This window comes from Lachnospiraceae bacterium, assembly GCA_025758065.1.
Lineage (GTDB): Bacteria > Bacillota > Clostridia > Lachnospirales > Lachnospiraceae > Enterocloster.
Genome location: CP107199.1, coordinates 1314147 through 1332835, shown reverse-complemented (window position 1 = coordinate 1332835; position 18689 = coordinate 1314147). Strand labels below are relative to the sequence as shown.

The 18689-nt window shown below is 45.0% G+C and carries 16 protein-coding genes and 1 other annotated feature; of the genes, 10 read left to right on the top strand and 6 right to left on the bottom strand.

The genetic code is table 11. The annotated features are described in order from the left end of the window. Positions 1 to 63: 63 nt before the first annotated feature. The 3 genes from OGM16_06195 to OGM16_06185 all read right to left on the bottom strand — a co-directional run bounded on the left by OGM16_06195 (position 64) and on the right by OGM16_06185 (position 3476). Positions 64 to 1692, bottom strand: coding sequence for a glucosyltransferase domain-containing protein (locus OGM16_06195; GenBank protein UYJ47832.1), 1629 nt, complete (start codon positions 1690 to 1692; stop codon positions 64 to 66). Positions 1693 to 1758: 66 nt separating this feature from the next. After that, positions 1759 to 2535, bottom strand: a complete 777-nt coding sequence (locus tag OGM16_06190; protein UYJ47831.1) for a hypothetical protein — start codon at positions 2533 to 2535, stop codon at positions 1759 to 1761. Between the two features lie 248 nt (positions 2536 to 2783). Then, positions 2784 to 3476: a 5'-methylthioadenosine/adenosylhomocysteine nucleosidase gene (locus tag OGM16_06185; GenBank protein UYJ47830.1), complete on the bottom strand. Its 693-nt coding sequence runs from the start codon at positions 3474 to 3476 to the stop codon at positions 2784 to 2786. A 210-nt stretch (positions 3477 to 3686) separates the two neighbouring features. Here OGM16_06185 and OGM16_06180 point away from each other — a divergent pair, with 210 nt between their 5' ends. After that, on the top strand, positions 3687 to 3932 hold the full coding sequence (locus OGM16_06180; GenBank protein ID UYJ47829.1) for a TIGR03905 family TSCPD domain-containing protein: 246 nt from the start codon (positions 3687 to 3689) through the stop codon (positions 3930 to 3932). Positions 3933 to 4021: 89 nt separating this feature from the next. Here OGM16_06180 and OGM16_06175 read toward each other — a convergent pair whose 3' ends face one another. Beyond that, complete coding sequence (locus OGM16_06175) at positions 4022 to 4636, bottom strand: DUF975 family protein (protein ID UYJ47828.1); 615 nt, start codon at positions 4634 to 4636, stop codon at positions 4022 to 4024. A gap of 301 nt (positions 4637 to 4937) precedes the next feature. Then, positions 4938 to 5307, top strand: a binding site (T-box leader). Between the two features lie 142 nt (positions 5308 to 5449). Between OGM16_06175 and OGM16_06170 the strand changes: the two genes are divergently transcribed. The 4 genes from OGM16_06170 to OGM16_06155 all read left to right on the top strand — a co-directional run bounded on the left by OGM16_06170 (position 5450) and on the right by OGM16_06155 (position 10631). Then, a complete protein-coding gene (locus tag OGM16_06170; GenBank protein ID UYJ47827.1) occupies positions 5450 to 6508 on the top strand; it encodes a sugar ABC transporter substrate-binding protein in 1059 nt (352 codons plus the stop codon). A gap of 91 nt (positions 6509 to 6599) precedes the next feature. After that, positions 6600 to 8138 (top strand): sugar ABC transporter ATP-binding protein, encoded by a 1539-nt coding sequence (locus OGM16_06165; protein ID UYJ47826.1) that lies wholly within the window; start codon positions 6600 to 6602, stop codon positions 8136 to 8138. Next, positions 8125 to 9054, top strand: a complete 930-nt coding sequence (locus OGM16_06160) for an ABC transporter permease (protein UYJ47825.1) — start codon at positions 8125 to 8127, stop codon at positions 9052 to 9054. Before OGM16_06165 ends, OGM16_06160 begins: the two co-directional genes overlap by 14 nt. A 92-nt stretch (positions 9055 to 9146) precedes the next feature. Further along, positions 9147 to 10631, top strand: coding sequence for an FGGY family carbohydrate kinase (locus OGM16_06155; GenBank protein UYJ47824.1), 1485 nt, complete (start codon positions 9147 to 9149; stop codon positions 10629 to 10631). Here the strand turns inward: OGM16_06155 and OGM16_06150 are convergent. Together OGM16_06150 and OGM16_06145 are read right to left on the bottom strand one after the other, a co-directional pair. Next, positions 10619 to 11434 carry a hypothetical protein gene (locus tag OGM16_06150; protein ID UYJ47823.1) on the bottom strand — a complete coding sequence of 272 codons (816 nt, stop codon included), beginning with the start codon at positions 11432 to 11434 and terminating at the stop codon, positions 10619 to 10621. The two genes, OGM16_06155 and OGM16_06150, sit on opposite strands and share 13 nt — an antisense overlap. An 11-nt stretch (positions 11435 to 11445) precedes the next feature. Then, positions 11446 to 11994, bottom strand: coding sequence for a helix-turn-helix domain-containing protein (locus tag OGM16_06145; GenBank protein ID UYJ47822.1), 549 nt, complete (start codon positions 11992 to 11994; stop codon positions 11446 to 11448). A gap of 378 nt (positions 11995 to 12372) precedes the next feature. On the opposite strand from OGM16_06145, the gene OGM16_06140 reads away from it, so the two are divergent. The 5 genes from OGM16_06140 (at position 12373) to OGM16_06120 (ending at position 18561) form a co-directional block, all read left to right on the top strand. Further along, on the top strand, positions 12373 to 12948 hold the full coding sequence (locus tag OGM16_06140; GenBank protein UYJ47821.1) for a VTT domain-containing protein: 576 nt from the start codon (positions 12373 to 12375) through the stop codon (positions 12946 to 12948). 27 nt (positions 12949 to 12975) lie between these two features. Further along, complete coding sequence (locus tag OGM16_06135; protein ID UYJ47820.1) at positions 12976 to 13986, top strand: AraC family transcriptional regulator; 1011 nt, start codon at positions 12976 to 12978, stop codon at positions 13984 to 13986. A 63-nt stretch (positions 13987 to 14049) separates the two neighbouring features. Further along, on the top strand, positions 14050 to 15948 hold the full coding sequence (locus tag OGM16_06130; GenBank protein ID UYJ47819.1) for an ABC transporter ATP-binding protein/permease: 1899 nt from the start codon (positions 14050 to 14052) through the stop codon (positions 15946 to 15948). A gap of 15 nt (positions 15949 to 15963) precedes the next feature. Further along, positions 15964 to 17706 carry an ABC transporter ATP-binding protein/permease gene (locus OGM16_06125; protein UYJ48403.1) on the top strand — a complete coding sequence of 581 codons (1743 nt, stop codon included), beginning with the start codon at positions 15964 to 15966 and terminating at the stop codon, positions 17704 to 17706. Positions 17707 to 17922: 216 nt separating this feature from the next. Continuing rightward, the gene (locus OGM16_06120) at positions 17923 to 18561 is read left to right on the top strand and encodes a metal-dependent hydrolase (GenBank protein ID UYJ47818.1); all 639 of its coding nucleotides are present in this window, start codon (positions 17923 to 17925) and stop codon (positions 18559 to 18561) included. The last annotated feature ends 128 nt before the right edge of the window (positions 18562 to 18689 follow it).

Sequence of the window (18689 nt, the reverse complement as noted above, 5' to 3'; positions counted from 1 at the left end):
CTAGTATAGCATATTTACACTACCAATTCCATAACCTGTTATTGTAATTTTTAACGGACTTTTTTACTCTGAAAGCTTTACAGCCACACAACCGTCATCCAGAAGGAAAACCGACTCCTTTGCAGGCCAGCAAGGCTTATCTGCTGCTTCCTGCAGCGCCTGTTCATATTCTTCCACTGTAGGTGTTGCCAGGTTCAGTCCCATAAGGTTAAATAAGCCCGTTGTCCGATTATTGATCCCGATATTGGTCAGTCCAAAATCAAAATAGGAATATCCGATCACTTCTCCTCTTGCCGCTGTATTTGGTATTCTGGCGCTGCGTGTTCCTACAAAAACCACTGGACAGTTCTGCATATCAGAGCGGTCAGCCACACGGCAGATATCCCCATACATCTGCTGTGCGATGATCCGGTCATTGACCAACGTATCATGAAGGGTCTGGTTTAACTGTACCAGATCCATTCCCTGCACCCATGACTGATAAAACATTGCCACAAAAAGAATGGAAACAACAACACAGCGGGGTTTTACGGAAAAGCCCTTAAAACGCTCCAGGCATCCCACTGCAAAACAATAAAAAATGCAGGCAAAAGCCCCTAAAAGAAGAGGAAATACCAGCTGTCCACGTACTGGTGTCCGCATTCCGCTTAACAGGGTAACAAACATAGGTGACGCAAATAACAGGAACAGCCCAAGAAAATACCAATACCATTTCTTAAAATGCAGCTTCACACTGCGGACAGCCAGAAATATGGTACAACAAAATGCCATTATGCCAAAAAAACGATTATAAAGGACCGGCACCACACCGCAATACAATGCACGGAATTCATCCTTTACATAATGCAGGCACTCTGCCTTACTTAAGGTACCCCACATAAACATGGCATCCACATAACTGGAATCCCCGCCTTTGATCCTGCACAAAAATGAAGCTGTAAGGAAATATAAGATAAATCCTATAATAAAAATGATAACCTGCCGGATACCATAAAGAAAGGCTTCTTCCTGCCCCTTATGCATATCTGTCTCATAGCTTCCCAGAAATGAGATCAACACCAGTGCCATATAGCAGACGCAAAACCCCTGATAAGAGCCTAATGTCCATACCAGAAGCAGCACCGCTGCCAGATACCAGATCACCGAACCATTTCCATAAACCGCTCTCCCGGCGCAATACACTGCGATCATGCAGATGCACATAGATAATGTGATCTCAAAAGCCTGGAGCGTATAGGCATACTGTTCTGCAAGGGACGGCGCTGTTACAAAAAAGGCAGCTGCTAACAGCAGTCCCTTATCATATGGTTTCTTTTTCAGGACTGGGATCCATGTCTGCAGGCAAAATGCAAACAAAAGTGCAGCCAGAAAAAGAAAAGCAGCTGTCAGCAGATTGGATAAATAGGGAACCAGCCGGATCATATGAAATATTTTTTTCGTAAAGATCAAGCTGAAGCGCCTGCTTCCATACCAGGACTGAAGCAGTGCATATGGCTCCAGACTCATGATCTCACTGTCAATAAAAATATCATCATAAACGATCTTTAATCCCCAGCAGACTACGATCAGGGACAGGCAGATAAGTTTAAGTGCCTTTTCTTTCTTTAAAAACCGCCTTAATTCCCTGATATCAGCTGCTGTCTCTCCTGCAAATTGCCTGATCTGCCCGACAGCAGAAAAATGTGTTGCCATAAACTTTTTCTTTACTCCTTTGTATCATTTTATAAAGATCCGCATTTACGCGGACCTTTTGTATACTTACAGAAATTCCTTTAACATTTCCCCCAACATCCGTTTCTGCTCCGGGTTCAGATCATCCAGCCAGTCTTTGGCAGACCGGTCCTCTTTTTTGTCCCGGTTTGCTGCCTCACGGGCATTTTCCCTGCTTGCCGCAGTCTGCTCTGCCCCTCTTCTGGCACCAGAAAGTCTCCTGTCACGGTCTCTGCCAATAGTGCGCACATTTCCATTTTCACGGCGTTCCTCTGCTTCTGCCGCTGCGCTGGAACGCTCGCTGCCGCTTTCCCGTTCCAGCCTTGGCCACATTACATTTTCCAGATGATCCTGAAGGCTGATAAGGAGCTGGTTTCTCTTTCCTTCCAGATTTACGCCGTAATCGGCTACAACGGTAAGCATTCCACCTAAAATCCCTGCAGCACCGTAAAGAACAATGTATGAATTATCGCTGCGGTTCCAATAAGAAAGAAATGCGCATACGCCGCCAGCCAGGAAGCTTAACAGCGTCAGCTGGCCCGCCAGATTTTCAAGTCCAGATAAAGAAAAACCTAAAAATTTCAGGTTTCCAAGCTGTCTCTGTAAATACACTGCTGCATTATTCATGCCCATATTGATCCTGTATGTATCTTCTGCGTTCTGTTTTAAGTTCCGCAAATACCGGTTCTTGGTCAGCGCCATATTTGCGCTTTCTTTTATCAGTTTTTTGTAGAAGCTTCCGGCTGCCAGCCGTACAAAAATACCTCCAAAGCAGATAACTGCCAGCACATACAATGCTTTTCCTGTCTGTAAAAAGCTCATCATAATTAAGCTCCCCTTTCTGTTTTACTGTCTGCAAATTTCATTGATCCATTGCAGAATGATCATTCCGGCAGACACACCTGCAGGCCTGTGTCATTCGGTAAGCTTTATTATAACGACGGCTTTTTATTTTGGAAGTTGAGAACCCTTAAAATCGTTCGTCAAATTCCCCCACGAAACGATTCTGAACCGGGTCTGAAAGACATTGATAACTGGCTGTTTGTATTATTTTTTCTATGATACTTCTTCACTTAAAAGCAGCGGATCATCTCTGCCATTAAGTTTACGCTGTGGCGGATGGCCTGTGCCTCAAAGGTTGGATAATCCATAGATGCGCTGTCATCTGCCTTATCAGAGATTGCTCTTACAATAAGGAATGGAATATGGTTAAAATAGCATACCTGGGCGATAGCTGCACCTTCCATTTCCGTGCAGTAGCCTGCAAAGGTATCAGTAAGCCATTTTTTCTTCTCTTTATCAGAAATAAACTGGTCACCTGAAACAACTCTTCCGGTAAATACGCCAATCTCCGGATTCACCTTTTCACAGCATTCCTTTGCAAGAGAAAGCATTTTCTCATCTGCCTTAAAGGAAAGCGTATCCACTCTTGGGATCTGGCCCGGCTCATAGCCAAATGCCCTGGCGTCCATATCATGCTGCAGTGCATCTGTAGACAGCACGATATCTCCAATATTAATCTCTGCCTTTAAGGAACCTGCGATGCCTGTGTTGAGCACATGATCTGCATGGTATACATCTGCCAGGATCTGGGCACACATTGCCGCATTTACCTTACCGATACCGGAACGGACTACCACTACGTCCTTTCCTTCCAACTTTCCTTTATAAAAGTCCATAGCAGCCTTTGTTTCTACCTGAACCTCTGTAAGCTTTTCCTTTAACATTGCCACTTCTTCGTCCATGGCCCCGATAATTCCGATCATTCTTTTTCCTCCAACTTGACAATCTTATTTACATGAAGCATAATGAAAAGTACACTGTTGCGGGTCATGCAACAACATGAACCATAACGTTATACATGTGTACAAATAGAAACGTACACAGATACATGGTAACAGTTTGGCTTCTGCCCGTCAAGAACTGACTGGCACACTTTTCTGTTGGCCATTTATGAAAATCAGGAGGTACTTAGGATGAATTATACAACCCACGGCGTCTGTTCAAGAGCCATCTCTTTTGAAGTAAAGGACAATAAGGTAACTGATGTTCATTTTGTAGGCGGCTGCTCCGGCAACACCCAGGGCGTTGCAGCACTGGTTGAAGGAATGGATATTGATGAAGCTATCAAGCGTTTAAAAGGCATCAAGTGCGGCCCACGCCCAACTTCCTGTCCTGACCAGCTGGCAACTGCATTAGAACAGTATAAGGCTCAGCAGTAATTAAAAAGGGTTAAAAAGGGCATCTCGCTGTGAGATGCCCTTTAGTCTGCTTGGCGCAGCCGCTTGTTTTTCTTTTGGACTCATTTATGTTAGAAATCTCTGTCCATCATCTGATTACTTTCAAAATATCTGTAATACTCAGCAATAGTCGCTTCTCTGTAAGCGTTGACCCAGAAAGTTCCAATACCTAAACACAGACTTCCTACGATCTGCCAGCCGATGAAGCTAAGATCCAGCACAAACAGCTCCCACCTATGTCCATAGGTCAGTTCGCTGCTGGCATCCAGGCATTCTCTCCAGTCATAGGACGGATGATCTGCCTTTATAAAAAATGCCATAGAGTAAGAATACATTTTCATAATACCTGGAATGATCAGCAGAATGGACCATAAGGCAATGAAAAGGTATCTTAACAGGTATAGGATAAAGCTTCCACCGAAATCTTCTGAAAAGCCTTTGAATACTTCTGTTGGGTTCATTTTCTGTCCGTCATCACACTGCTGTAAGAACAGCTTTGCTACTCCGTAGCTTAAAGGGCCTCCGATCACCAGCATGATCAGGGTACCTAAGCCTGTGATGCCGTTTATTGCTGTTGTCAGTATATAGAAAATGGCCATTACGAGGACTGCATTGACCCAGTTAGGTCCAAACAATTTTCCTCCAAGTTTTTCCCGCGCATTGCGCTTTAATTCGGCTCTCGTCATTTGATCATTCCTCCGTTTTTCATTTATATTCTCCCAGAATCTTTCTGTGCCTGGTTTTGTAAGAAGTTTTTTTTGTCAGTTGTGCCCAAATTTCTGAGGCGTACGCGGTGCGTACGGTGATATAATTTTTTCGTTATTACCATGTTACAACATGCCTGCTGTCTGGTCAATGCGATATCTGCAATCTTTAGAAAATCTTTTAATTTCACCTTATAAATCAAATTTCAAAATCCTCAAATTTATAATTTTATAATTGACAGTCATTATAATTTGTGCTACTTTATTACCATAAAATTCAAACGTAAAGTCGATGAGCAAAGAGAGTACATCTGGAATGAAATCACAGAGAGCTGCTGGTGGTGGAAAGCAGTATGGAGTTCCTTATGGAATGGGTTTGTGAGACGCCAGGCGAAAGCGATAAACAAGTAGCTGAGGCCGTGATTCCTGCGTTAAAGGATAAGAGTATCGAAGTTTTATTTTTCTTAACTTTCCGTACTCTGAAAATGAGACAGATTGGTGGCAGATATTCCGGTTATGGAGTAGCTGCTTTTTTTGTTAACATCAGGGTTAAAAAACATGAGTAAGTAACCATTTTTGAAAAAAATGAGTGGACTACAAATGTTAACCATATCTGTGAATTCGGGTGGCACCACGAACAATTCGTCCCGGGCATGATGTAAAAGTCATGTCCGGGATTTTTTATTTCCAAAATGATTTTCCAGATGTATTCCGGCAAACAAAAACTTTATATACTCTCGGAATCTTTTTGTACTTGATTTTACGAGAACATCTTTATTTCAGGAGGCGAACACTATGAAAAAAATGCGTAATTTCTTAACTCTGGCTGCAGCTGCAGCACTGACCGGCATCCTGCTTACAGGCTGCTCTACTGAAGCAGATGAAACTACTATCGCCAAGGCTGAGACCACCACACAGACAGAATCCGCTGCTGATGCTGAAAAAACTTCTGAAGGTGACGTTTCCAGCGAAGTCGCTGCAAAAGCTGCTGACGGCTCTGCTCTTGCAGGTAAAAAGATCTCTGTTATGACACCTTATCTTACTTCTGTCACCACCAACCAGATGACTGGTTTTATCAAAGATAATTTAGAGGCTGAAGGCGCAGAAGTGTTCGTTATCGACACTGCCAATGATTTTGCAGAACTTGCAAGCCGTATTGAAGATGTGGTTTCTTCCGGCACTGACGGTATTGTTTTAGTAAGCGCTGATCCCAACCAGGTTGCTAACCAGCTGACAGAAGCCTTCGACGCAGATATCCCGGTATTTGGCTGCGACAGCGGTTTTATTGAAGGAATGCAGGTCAATGCTACCAGCGACAACTACCAGATGGGCGAACTTATCGTCCGCTACCTCTTTGATGACCTGATGGGCAAAAAAGGCACTGTGATCGCTCTCACCCACAGACCTCATCCAGGTGTTGTGAAACGTTGTGAAGCTTTTGATGACATTATCAAAGAATATCCGGATATTAAACTAATCACAGAACAGCATGTACCGGCTGAACAGCCCATTAATGATGCAGAAGAGATCACCGCTAACCTGCTGACTGCAAATCCTGATAAGGATTCTGTAACTGCCATTTTCGCAGCATGGGATGAACCGGCTATCGGCGCTGCAAAAGCATTAGCTGAAGCAGGACGTGACGAAGTGATCGTTACCGGTGTTGACGGAAATGAACAGGCAGTACAGATGATCAAAGATGGCTCCTGCTTAAAGGCAACTGTAAAGCAGAATTTTGAAGGTATGGCAGAAATCGTCTGCCAGCAGATGAAAAAATATTATGCAGGAGAAACCATTGAAAAAGGCGAAATGTACGCTCCTGCAGAGCTTATTACCCAGGAAAACGCACAGTAACAGTATGAATTTCCCAGGCGGCCCAGATGAGTCCGGGAGTTTTGGCTGATACAGGTTATGATCAGATCATGGAAAATGGCAGGTGGCAAAAATGCTGTTAGAAGCAAGGAAACTAGACAAATCATTTAATGGTGTATATGCCCTTAAGAGTCTGGATCTCTCTTTAAAGGAAGGGGAGATCCACGGCCTGGTAGGTGAAAACGGCGCCGGAAAATCTACGTTTATTAAAATCTTAGGCGGCGTATATACAAAAAGCAGCGGGGAGCTGACCTGGAACGGTGTTCCTTTTCCTGCTGAATTCGGCCCGGTACAAAGCCGTGAGCTGGGAATCAATATCATTTTCCAGGATCATGTACTGATACCTGCATTTTCCGCCCTGGAAAACATCTGGCTTGGACGGCCTTATCCCCGGAAAAACGGTCTGATCCAGTGGAAGGAAATGGAAAAGGCGGCGTTAGAAAAGGCCACTGAACTGGGGATCTGTTTAGACCTGAAAAAATCTATTTCCCAGATGACTCCGGCCCAGAAAAAATGCGTAGAGATTCTGCGGGCCATGATGAGCGACTGTAAGTTAATGATCTTAGATGAGCCTACTGCTTCTCTTTCTGATAAGGAAGCGAATTTATTGTTTTCTATTATAAAGAACCTGAAGGCAAATGGGACTGCAGTCCTTTATGTGACCCACAGACTGGAAGAGATCATGGCACTGACAGACCGGGTGACAGTGCTTCGAAACGGGGAACTGGTAAGCACCTGTGATACAGGTTCTACCAGCCAGAAGGAGCTGGTACGGCTGATGAGTGGGAATGAGAAGGAAAATGGTTCTGCTGTAAATATCCTGGCATCGGCTACGGCAAATATCCACTCCGGCACACCTGCGCTTACCATCTCCCACCTTTCCTCTGCTGACCACATTGTAAAGGATGCCAGTATCACTGTCCATACTGGACGCATCACCGGAATGTTCGGTCTCTGCGGCAGCGGGCGGACGGAATTTTTAGAATGCATCTACGGCATCCGGCGCATATCCGGCGGGACCATTGAGATCAGCGGGAAAATGGTGAAAAAGCCATCTCCTGTGGATTCTATTAAAAAGGGAATCGCCTTTATCTGCGAAGACAGACGGCGCAAAGCCATGATCCCGTCCTTTACAGTGGAAGAAAACATGAACCTTTCTTCTATTGACCATTATTCCAAAAAGGGGATTTTTTCAATGGGCGCTGCTGTTTCTGCAGCAAATGGCATGATAAATGCCTTAAAGATCCGCTGCACCGGCACTTCCCAGCCAGCCTGTGAATTATCCGGCGGCAACCAGCAGAAAGTGGTGTTTGCAAAAGCGTTGCTTACATCCCCCTCCATCTGGCTGTGCGATGAACCTACGCAGGCCGTAGATGTTGCCACCAGACAGCAGATTCACAGCCTGCTGCGCACCCAGGCATCAGAAAATAAAGCCGTTCTCTACGTTTCATCGGACCTTACAGAGCTTTTGGAAGTGGCTGATGAGATCGCAGTTATGGCATCCGGGAAAATACGGAAGATCTTTCCAAATAAGAATTTAAAGCCGGCAGACATACTGTCCTGCTGTTATGAAGCAGAAAGAGAGGAAGTACATGAAGATGAAAGCATTTAAACATTATGGGACCGTAGCTGCACTGGCGGTCATTATCCTTATTTTTTCTATTCTCCGCCCGGCTTCTTTCTGCACCGTCAAAAACTTTCTTAACATCAGCAGACAGGCGGCACCGCTGGCTATGGTGGCTCTTGGAGCTACTTTTGTTATGACCATCAATGAATTTGACTTATCCGTTGGAAATATTGTAAGTCTGGGAGGTGTGATCGCTGCTCTGCTATCCATCCGTCAGGTTCCTGTGGTACTCTGTTTTTTAACTGCCGCCCTGATCTGTCTTTTGGTTGGCTGTATAAATGGTATTGTTGTTGCCCGTTTCCAGATTTTATCTTTTATCACTACTCTCGGTATGGGAACTGTTCTGGATGGCGTGATCTACGGGCTGACCGGCGGCACTACGGTATTTAATGGTATTCCAAAGGCATTTACCATTCCCGGCATTTTAAAGATCGCAGGTATTCCATTTATTACTTTGATAGCCGTTATTTTATACATGGCTTTTTATGTTTTCATGGGACATACTGCTCCGGGCCGGAAGCTGTATGCCATCGGCGGCAGCAGGGAAGCCGCAGAAGTAGCAGGAATCCCTATTTTCCGTTACCGGGTACTGGCATTTTCCTTATGCGGGGCTATTGCAGGTCCTGCAGGAGCTTTAGTAGCTTCCAGGGTTGGTTCTGCCAACACCACAGCCGGACAAGGCTATTTTCTCCAGTCTTATGCAGCCGTATTTATCGGCTGTACTGTATCTAAAAGCGGTGTGCCTTGTGTAGTGGGAACATTGATCGGCGCGGCTGTTCTGGCAGTTCTTGCCAACGGCCTGACCATTTTGCAGATGCCAAGCTTTATGCAGAACATCATTACCGGCGGAATTATCATACTTGCTGTTGTGATCCAGAAGATCGGTGCAGGAAAAAATTGACCGTAAGATCATAACCATTCCGCCATGGACTGACCGGGCTGGAAAATGTGCTGAAATATTGCAGGCTGAATGACCTTAGGAGGTAAGAAACTATGTTGGTTGCAACCTTTGATATCGGGACTACCGCAGTAAAGGCGGTAGCTGTACATGATGATGGAGAACTGGTTTTTACAGGAAGCCAGGTGATCCATACAATAGAAAAGAATGGTTTTAAGGAACAGGATCCGGAAGAATGGTACAGTGCTTTCTGCACCTTATCCCATGCTCTTACAGGGAAAATACCGGCACAAGAAATTTCCGCCCTTATTTTTTCCGGCCAGATGCAGAATGTGATACCAGTTGGAAGTGACCGGAGAGCTTTGGGAAATGCCATTCTCTACTCTGACGGGCGGGCTGGCGCACAGGCAGAAACCATTGAAAATGCAGTTGGAAGCGATACCATTACCGCTGTAACGGGAAATCATTTTGACGGTTCCATGCCTCTTGCAAAAATCCTGTGGTTAAAGGAAAATGAGCCGGAGATCTACACCCAGACAACTGCATTTCTCATCAGTTCCAAAGACTACGTAGTGGCAAAACTGACGGGAAATTTCATCGGCGACATGACGGCCTGCGCTACTGCAGGAGCTATGGACCTGGAATATAAAACATGGTCCCAATGCCTTATAAACGGTGCCGGACTGGATATCAATAAATTTCCAAAGCTGCTCCATTCCCACGAGCTTGCAGGCGTAATAACGGAAACCGGGGCTGCTGATACCGGCTATCTGCCTGGCACAAAAGTTTACGCAGGCACAGGAGATGCAGGGGCTACTACACTTGCCAGCGGTATTTTATCCCCTGGGGAATATAACGTAAACCTGGGCACTTCCAGCTGGGTAGCAGCGGTTTCAAAGAGCCGCATGGACAGTGAAGGGGGAGGTTTTAATCTGGCTGCTATGCAGAAAGATCTGTATATCAATGTAGTACCATTTTTAAACGGTGGAAATGTACACCGCTTTATTGCCCGGATCTTATCCCGCGAACTGGATCACAAACCGGATTTTGCCTATATTTCCCACCTTTTAAAGGGTCATGTTCCCGGCAGCCACGGCGTTTTCTTTCTGCCATATCTTACCGGTGAGCGCTTCCCTATTATGGACAGCCACATCCGCGCCTCCTTCCTTGGCTTAAGTCAGGATACCTCTGCCGCAGACATGGCCGGAAGCGTATTAGAAGGAGTGGCCTTTTCCATCCGCCACGGCTTAGAGCTTTTTAATCATCCTGCAGTAAAACTTTCCATCATCGGCGGCGGAGCAAGGGAACTTGCTTGGTGCCAGATCTTAAGTAATGTAATGGGCCTTCCTGTCCACGTCTACAAAGACCCGGACCTGCTTCCTGCACTTGCTATCGCATCCAGCGTTTTCTTAGCCGAAGGCATTATCCCGGATTACCAGTCCTTTATCCATGTATTAGAAGAAAAAGGGGGATGTACTGTGCTGAATCCGAATCCTGATGCGGTAAAAGCCTATGAGCCTGTATATAGGAAATATAAGACCATTTACCCTATGGTGTGTGAATTTTATCATGAGGTGTGAATTAGATATGCATATTTATCAATCTGCCGGTGAAGGAGCGTCTGTACACGTTCCTTCACTTCATTTGAATATCCCGTTGCCTGTTTTACCAATTTATCTGCATCTCGCTTCGTAAAGAAAAATTTTAAATTACATCCATATAGACGTTCTGAAGCATCTAACTGCTCATCAAAATCGGAGCTTACTGTTTTTGCCTGAACTTCCTTTATAAGATCAAAAGGATCTTCTCCCAATGGGTAATCTAATGTTGTATCCGACAGTAATCCACCACCATTATCAAAGATCGGACAGTATTTAAACATTCCTGCTCCATTCATTAAAACAGCAATATTGTGTGTATGCCTGTCTTCATTAAGAAAAATGGCATCTATTGTAAGTAATTTATTCAGATAAATGCCAAATCCTCTTAAACCGGTCATCCGTTCCACCTGTTCTTCCAGAAAACGCAGCCGCTGCTGCGCATCATCCATTTGCCAGAGCATTTGGTTCAGACTATTTCCATACATTTTCTGAAACAGTCTCTCCAAGGTTATGATCTGCCAGTCTTCCGATAAAAAAGTACGGCTTTTTACTCCCTGATAGACCTGACGTTTATACTTAATTTCTTCCAGATCATACCGCACAAACTCTTCTGGTTTTAAAGTGGATTTTATCAGTAAATGAGAGATCATATACTCTGCCATCCCTTCGTATCCCGTATAATCTGCTTTGTACCAAATTCCTGCATTTTCCCATTTCAACTGGTTTCCTTTTGAGGACTGACGGTCCTGCATTCGTTCATTTTGTTCAAACAGCTCAATCATCGTCACTCCTCCTATCTCTCGATCTTAAGCCAGAAATCATCCTCCGCCATTCTTCCCTCTGTTTTCTGAACGATCAAATATGGATCGTAAAATGGAACCCCAAGATCACGCAGCACCAGTTTCATCTTATCCCTTGTTCTGGGAAAGCATCTTGATTCCAAAAATTCATTATAATCTTCAATGGTCGGATCTTCTTTGACCCCAAATGCTCTAAATTGAACATTATCTACATAATTGCGGATGCGAACAATTTTTCGCATTTCATCCACATCGATCAAAGTGCATGGTGTATCCTTATACATATACCACATACGGATCGGCAATTCTCTTGGCGGGATTAAAAGTGTCTGTATATATTCTGCATCCCGATCCAATAATTTCATAAGAAGTGCCATGGGACCTTTCGTGACCGTTCCTTCACGTTCCATACGCTCTACAGTCGGTTTGGAACAGCCCAGAAGTCCTGCAAAATCTCTCTGGGTCAAACCTAACTTTTTGCGCAGCATTTTTACCTCTTCTACACTTACCGTTTCTTTTATTGCAAACCTTTTTTCGTCCATTTCTGTCTTTCTCCATGCTTCTATCTTTACTTTTATTATAGTATTATTTTTCCACGTTTCAATGAAAATAATCATTTTGATGTTTTTTTTATTAAAAATATCGTTATTTTAATGATTTTTGATTTTGTAATATGGGATTATACCATTTTTAAGCTTATGTTCAAATTTCCTTCACATTTATTCTATATTGTGATTTAATAAGTCCAAAAGAAAAACAAGCGACATCATAGGTGGCATTTGTTGCCCGGCATATCGAGAAGGCGCCAGTGACGCCTTCGCTGATTTTTCTTGGGCTATTAACGAACGAACCGCCTGCGTAAGCAGGCAGTGGAGCGCGTAAGCGCGGGGTTCGTGAGTGATACAAAGGAGGTCTTAACAGTGAAAGCATCTGTTTTATATAAATGGCTGACCTACAGTGCCATTGTGATCAGCGTACTTTTGTGTCTGTTTATGCTCCAGGCTGGTCTTAAGGGCAATTTCCGGTCTGTTGACACATTTCAGTCTTACATACGCAGCTTTGGGATATTTGCTCCTTTTATTTTTGTGTTTATACAGGCCTTTCAGGTAGTGATTCCGGTTCTGCCGGGATTTATTGGCTGCGTGGCCGGGGCTTTGCTTTTTGGCAGTGTGGGCGGATTTATTTATAATTATGTGGGGATCTGCGCCGGTTCTATTATCGCATTTTTTCTGGCAAAGCATTATGGTATCCCCTTGGTGCAGGCCATATTTCCATCAAAAAAATATAATGTATGGACAGAGCGGATCAGGAAAGCAAAAAGCTATGATGTGCTTTTCGGCCTTTCCATTCTCCTTCCTCTGGCGCCGGATGACTATTTATGCTACTTTTCCGGTCTGATCAATATGTCTGTAAAGAAATTTATCCTTATCATTCTTCTGGCAAAACCATGGTGCATCCTGTTTTATAGTTTCGGCACAGGAATGATCATACATTAGGGAACTATTATAAATCGGAGGTATTTTATGGCAGAGATTAAGCTTATTCCCGGCGGTCAACAAGACCAGATTCCCGTTTCCGCCCAGAGTCCTTTAAAAAATCCGTGGGTCTTTTTTCAGGAATATCGCCAGGACACAGAGCCTGGTGGTACTATCACCTACTATAACGTATTCTCCGGTGTCATTCTTTTCCAAAACCGCATCCACACAGACAGCTGCGAAGAGATCCGGGAAAAGGCAAATGCTCTTGCCATTAATTTCTGCGCCAATGGCCGGTTTGAAAGCCAGTTTTCGGAAAATGACCTGGGCATTGTGGAGCCAGGTGATGTGGCAGTAAGCCTTTATGACGGGGAACATGGCACCCACTCCATTTCCCGCTTTCCTCTGGGCTTTTATGACGGATTAAGTCTCTACGTAGACTGCGATCTGGCTATGAAATGGCTGGCAAAAAACTTTCCCTGTCTTTCCATTAACTTAAACCATTTAAAAGATCAGCTGTTAAAGGATTACTGGTACTGGGTGGGACCAGCCGGAACCCGGTGTGAGCATGTGTTCCGAGAGCTGTTTGAATGTGTCTCTTATGCAGACAAAGCCTATATCCAGCTAAAAGTGGCAGAACTTTTCCTGCTTCTTCCTCTGGTGCGCTCCCAGGAACGCACGGAACAATATTATCCCATGCAGCAGGTCCAGCTGGTGCGCCATTTAAGAGATCTTCTCATTTCTGATACCACCAGCCGCACCACCATCGAAGATCTGGCCCGGGCCCACCACATTTCTGTTACCCGGTTCCAGAAGATCTTTAAAAAACTGTATGGAACCTCTATTTACCAGTATGTAAAGCAGTACCGCCTGGAACAGGCCACCATCGAACTGACTAATTCCGCCCGTTCCATTACCGATATTGCTCTGGATGCCGGTTTTTCCAGTGCCAGCAAATTTGGGGAAAGCTTTAAGAAGCGTTATGGAGTAACCCCTACAGAATATCGCCTCCAATTTCGTGACCGAAATGGAATAATTGAATTAAATCAGAATATATAATCTTATCTTTTTTTTATATTATATGGTTATTCAAGACTAACTTTTTAGAGAGGAAGGATAACCATGAAATCTTCATCACCTATGAAATCGCTGATGGATTATGCCGGAAGCTACCGGTATCTCACTGGCGCTGCCTTCGCGCTTTCTGCCATCAGCTCTCTTACGGCCTTAGTGCCCTTCTTTTATATCTGGCGTATTATCAGCCAGGTTCTTGAAACTGCACCTCACTTTGAAAATGCAGCAGGGGTCGCCCATGACGGGTGGATGGCGCTGGCATTTTCTATCTTGTCCATGCTCATCTATGTAGCCGCTTTATGGTGTTCCCACCTGTGCGCTTTCAGAGTGCAGCGAAACATCCGCTGCCAGGTCATGGAACATATTTTAAAGCTTCCTGCAGGCTTTATGAATGACTGGGGAAGCGGAAAGGTGCGCAAGATCGTCAATGACTGTTCCGCTTCTACAGAGACCTATCTGGCACACATCTGGCCGGATAAGGCGGGAATGATTTTTACTCCCTTAGGACTCATTGTCCTTCTGCTGTTTTTTGACTGGCGGCTGGGGCTTTTATGCCTGGTGCCTGTTGGCATTGCCTTTATCTTCATGGCCGGTATGATGGGCGATGATATGAAAGCCGCTATGAAAGAATACCAGAATTCACTGGAAACCATGTCTTCAGAGGCTGTTGAATACATCCGCGGCGTTCCTGTTGTGAAAACCTTCGGACAGACCATTTTCAGCTTTGAACGCTTCCGCAAGGCCATTGATGAATACTCCAAATGGACCATTGCCTACACCAAAAGCATGCGCCCGCCTATGCTGCGTTTTACCACTGCGATCAACGCTATTTTCGCCATTATCATTGCCTTCGGTATTGCAGCAGGAGCCAGCGCCCGCACGCCCCAGCTCATATTAAACCTGATCTTCTATACCATTATCACTCCTGTGATCACAACCACCTTAAATAAAGTAATGTACGCTGGTGAAAATGAGATGCTGGTCACTGACTGCCTTTCCCGTATTCAGCAGATCATGGACATCAAGCCTTTGCCAGAACCTGAAAAAGCAGAAACACCGTCAGACTACTCCATTACCTTTGACCATGTTTCCTTCTCTTATGCTGGCGCTGACAAAACGGCTTTAAATGACATCTCTTTTACCATTGAAAGCGGGGAACATGTGGCTCTGGTTGGCCCAAGCGGCGGCGGAAAATCCACCATTGCCAGCCTGATCCCAAGATTCTGGGATGTAGAAAGCGGCCGTATCCTTATTGGCGGCGTAGATGTAAGAAATATTCCAAAGGAAACCTTATCTGACATGGTCTCCTTTGTGTTCCAGGACAGCAGCCTTTTAAAAATGCCTGTTTTTGACAATGTACGTCTTTCCCATCCGGACGCCACCAGGGAAGAGGTTTTACAGGCCCTTCATGAGGCTCAGTGCGATGACATTATTGAAAAGCTTCCAAACGGCATCGACACCGTTGTAGGTGCTGCAGGGGTCTATGTTTCCGGCGGTGAGAAGCAGCGTTTAAATATTGCCAGAGTGATGCTTAAAAATGCCCCTATCCTGATTTTGGACGAGGCAACTGCTTTTGCGGACCCGGATAATGAAACCAAAGTCCAGGCCGCATTTGCCAATATGAGCCGTGGCAAGACCGTTCTTATGATCGCCCACAGGCTTTCCACCGTTACAGACACCAGCCGCATTTTCGTGATCAAAGACGGCCAGGTGGAAGAAAGCGGAAACCACAAAGATCTGACTGCTTCAAATGGTCTTTATCATCGCATGTGGAAGGATTACTGTACAAATGTAGGCACTTTTGGACCCGAAAGTGCCGTACGATTACATAGCGATCGAGGGAATTTGCCGTATTCAAATGCGAAGCCACGGCAAATTCCGTTTCTGGACATGCAACGCATGGACAGTAACGACATACCAAACGGCTGCCTCGTGGAAAGCAGGTGAAAATAAATGAACAACATAATAAAAACATTACAGTATAAATACGCCCTTTCTGAAAGCGGCGCCAAAGATATGGTCCGGGCCTTTGCCGCCTGCACCTTTTCCGACCTGGTCTTAATGATCCCGGCCGGCCTTCTTTACCAGTTTATTGATACAGTATACACGGCAGATGCCCCCATTTCCGGCAGCCAGATCCTTTTCTTCGGGATCGGCATTTTGGTATGCCTGGCACTGATCTGCCTGTCCACTTACATCCAGTATAACTGCACCTTCTTTTCCACCTACAAAGAAAGCGGCATACGCAGACTTTCCCTTGCAGAGCATATCCGCAAGCTGCCGTTATCCTTCTTTGGGCAGCGTGATCTGACCGATCTGACCAACGCCATTATGAATGACTGCGCCACTTTGGAGACTGCTTCTTCCCACTGGATCCCGGAGCTGATCGGTTCCGTGATCGCCACTACCATTACCGCCCTCATGCTGTTTTTCTTTAACTGGAAAATGGCTATTGCTTCCCTTTGGGTGCTTCCAGTCGCTTTTATCATCCTTGGAAGCTCTGCAAACCTGCACAAAGCCTTAGGAAGAAAGGGAATGGCTGCCAGACTTACCTGCGCAGACGGCATCCAGGAATGCCTGGAAACACTGCCCCAGATCAAATCCAACAACTACGAGGACAAATATCTGGTATCCTTGAAAGAAAAATTTGCAAACGCAGAAAAACGGACTATTTTTACAGAACTTAGTGCCTCTGCCTTCGTTTCCAGCGCCCAGATGTTCTTAAAACTTGGCATTGCAACCACGGCTCTCATCGGCGGAAAACTGCTGATCCAGGGACAGATCCACATTATGACCTTTTTCCTGTATCTCTTTGTAGTCTCCCGCATTTATGACCCCCTGCAAGTAGCTTTGCAGAACCTGATGGCCATTATTTCCCTTTCTGTACAGACAGAGCGGATGAATGAGATCTTACAGTCCCCGATGCAGACCGGGGCAGAAAAGCTGACCAATAATGGCTATGACATTACCTTTGACCATGTTTCCTTCTCCTATCACAATGACAGTAAAAAGATCCTGGATGATGTTTCCTTTACTGCAAAACAGGGCCAGGTAACGGCTCTCATCGGGCCTTCCGGAGGCGGCAAAACTACCGTTTCCAGGCTGGCATCCCGTTTCTGGGATGTAAACAGCGGAAAGATTACTCTGGGTGGTATGGACATTTCAAAGGTTGATCCGGAAACACTGCTTTCCCTGTATTCCATTGTGTTCCAGGATGTAACTTTATTTAACAACACCATTATGGAAAATATCCGTATCGGACGAAAAGGGGCTACAGATGCAGAAGTTATGGAAGCTGCCATGATGGCCCACTGCGATGAATTTGTAAATAAGCTGCCAAATGGCTATGACACCACTATCGGCGAAAATGGCTGCGAACTTTCCGGTGGAGAGCGTCAGCGTATTTCCATTGCAAGAGCCTTCTTGAAAAATGCGCCTATCCTGCTTTTAGATGAAGCCACAGCGTCTCTGGACGTAGAAAATGAGACTCTGATCCAGGCTTCCCTGTCCCAGCTGATGAAAAATAAAACCGTGCTGCTCATCGCCCACCGCATGCGCACCGTAGCAGGCGCAGACCAGATCATTGTATTAAAAAACGGCCATGTGGCAGAAAATGGTTCTCCTGAGACGCTTATGGAAGAAAATGGTATTTTCGCCCATATGTCAAGACTGCAGACGGAAGCAGCAGGCTGGAGCATCCAGTAATCCCCACTGCCACACAAGTCATTTCCGTTCTGACATCTGCCACGCCCTCTGGCGCGGCACAAACCTTCAAATGGTTGCCAAATCCTTAAGACCATTTTTAAGAGAAACGTCATTTGATTTTCAGGCATGGATAAGATACAATCGAAGATATCCCCAAAATTGTAAATAATTGGGAAAAATTGTAAATAAAACATTAGATAAGGACCAAATCTTAACATGCTTGGAAGAACACATTTTTTTATTGGTATATCCGCTGCTTTAGCAGTTATGCAGCCCTCCTCCATGTCCACCTTAGTGGCTGGTGCAGGGGCTGCTGCTATTGGTGGCATGATCAGCGACATTGACTCAGGCACCTCCCAGGCCCATAAAGAGGCCGACAAGATCATGACCGTAGCCATTGCCATTACCGCTGTAGTCATTTTCGCTGACTGTAAATTTCATGTAGGTATTTATGAACGTCTGATGCGCAACAGCAGTATTGCAAGACTTCTCACCGGTGCCATGGCATTTATCATCATCTGCACCTATGGTTCGGGACAGCCCCACCGCTCTTTTATGCACTCCTTTTTATCCATGTTCATGCTCACAGCCTGCATGGATGTGATCTATCCGGATGCAGCTCCTTATTTCGCCATTGCTTATGCTTCCCATCTGGCACTGGATATGTTAAATTACAGGCGGCTTCAGCTGATCTGGCCTATGAAACGTAGTTTTTCCCTGAAGTTCTGCTCTTCCCAGGGACTGATAAACCACCTGCTTTTGTCTGCCGGTATGGTCTGCGTTGTCCTGGAGCTGGTCACATCTATTCCTGCAAGAGGGCTGGCAACGCGTATTGTTTCCTTTTTACCTTTTTGAATAATGACTTTTAATTAGTGTCGCTTATATATCATATGTCATTTTTCACAAAAATTAATTATACTATTGATTTTTGAAAAATTTTACGTATATTCTATAGGTAGATAACAAAAAATCGTTACAGTTCA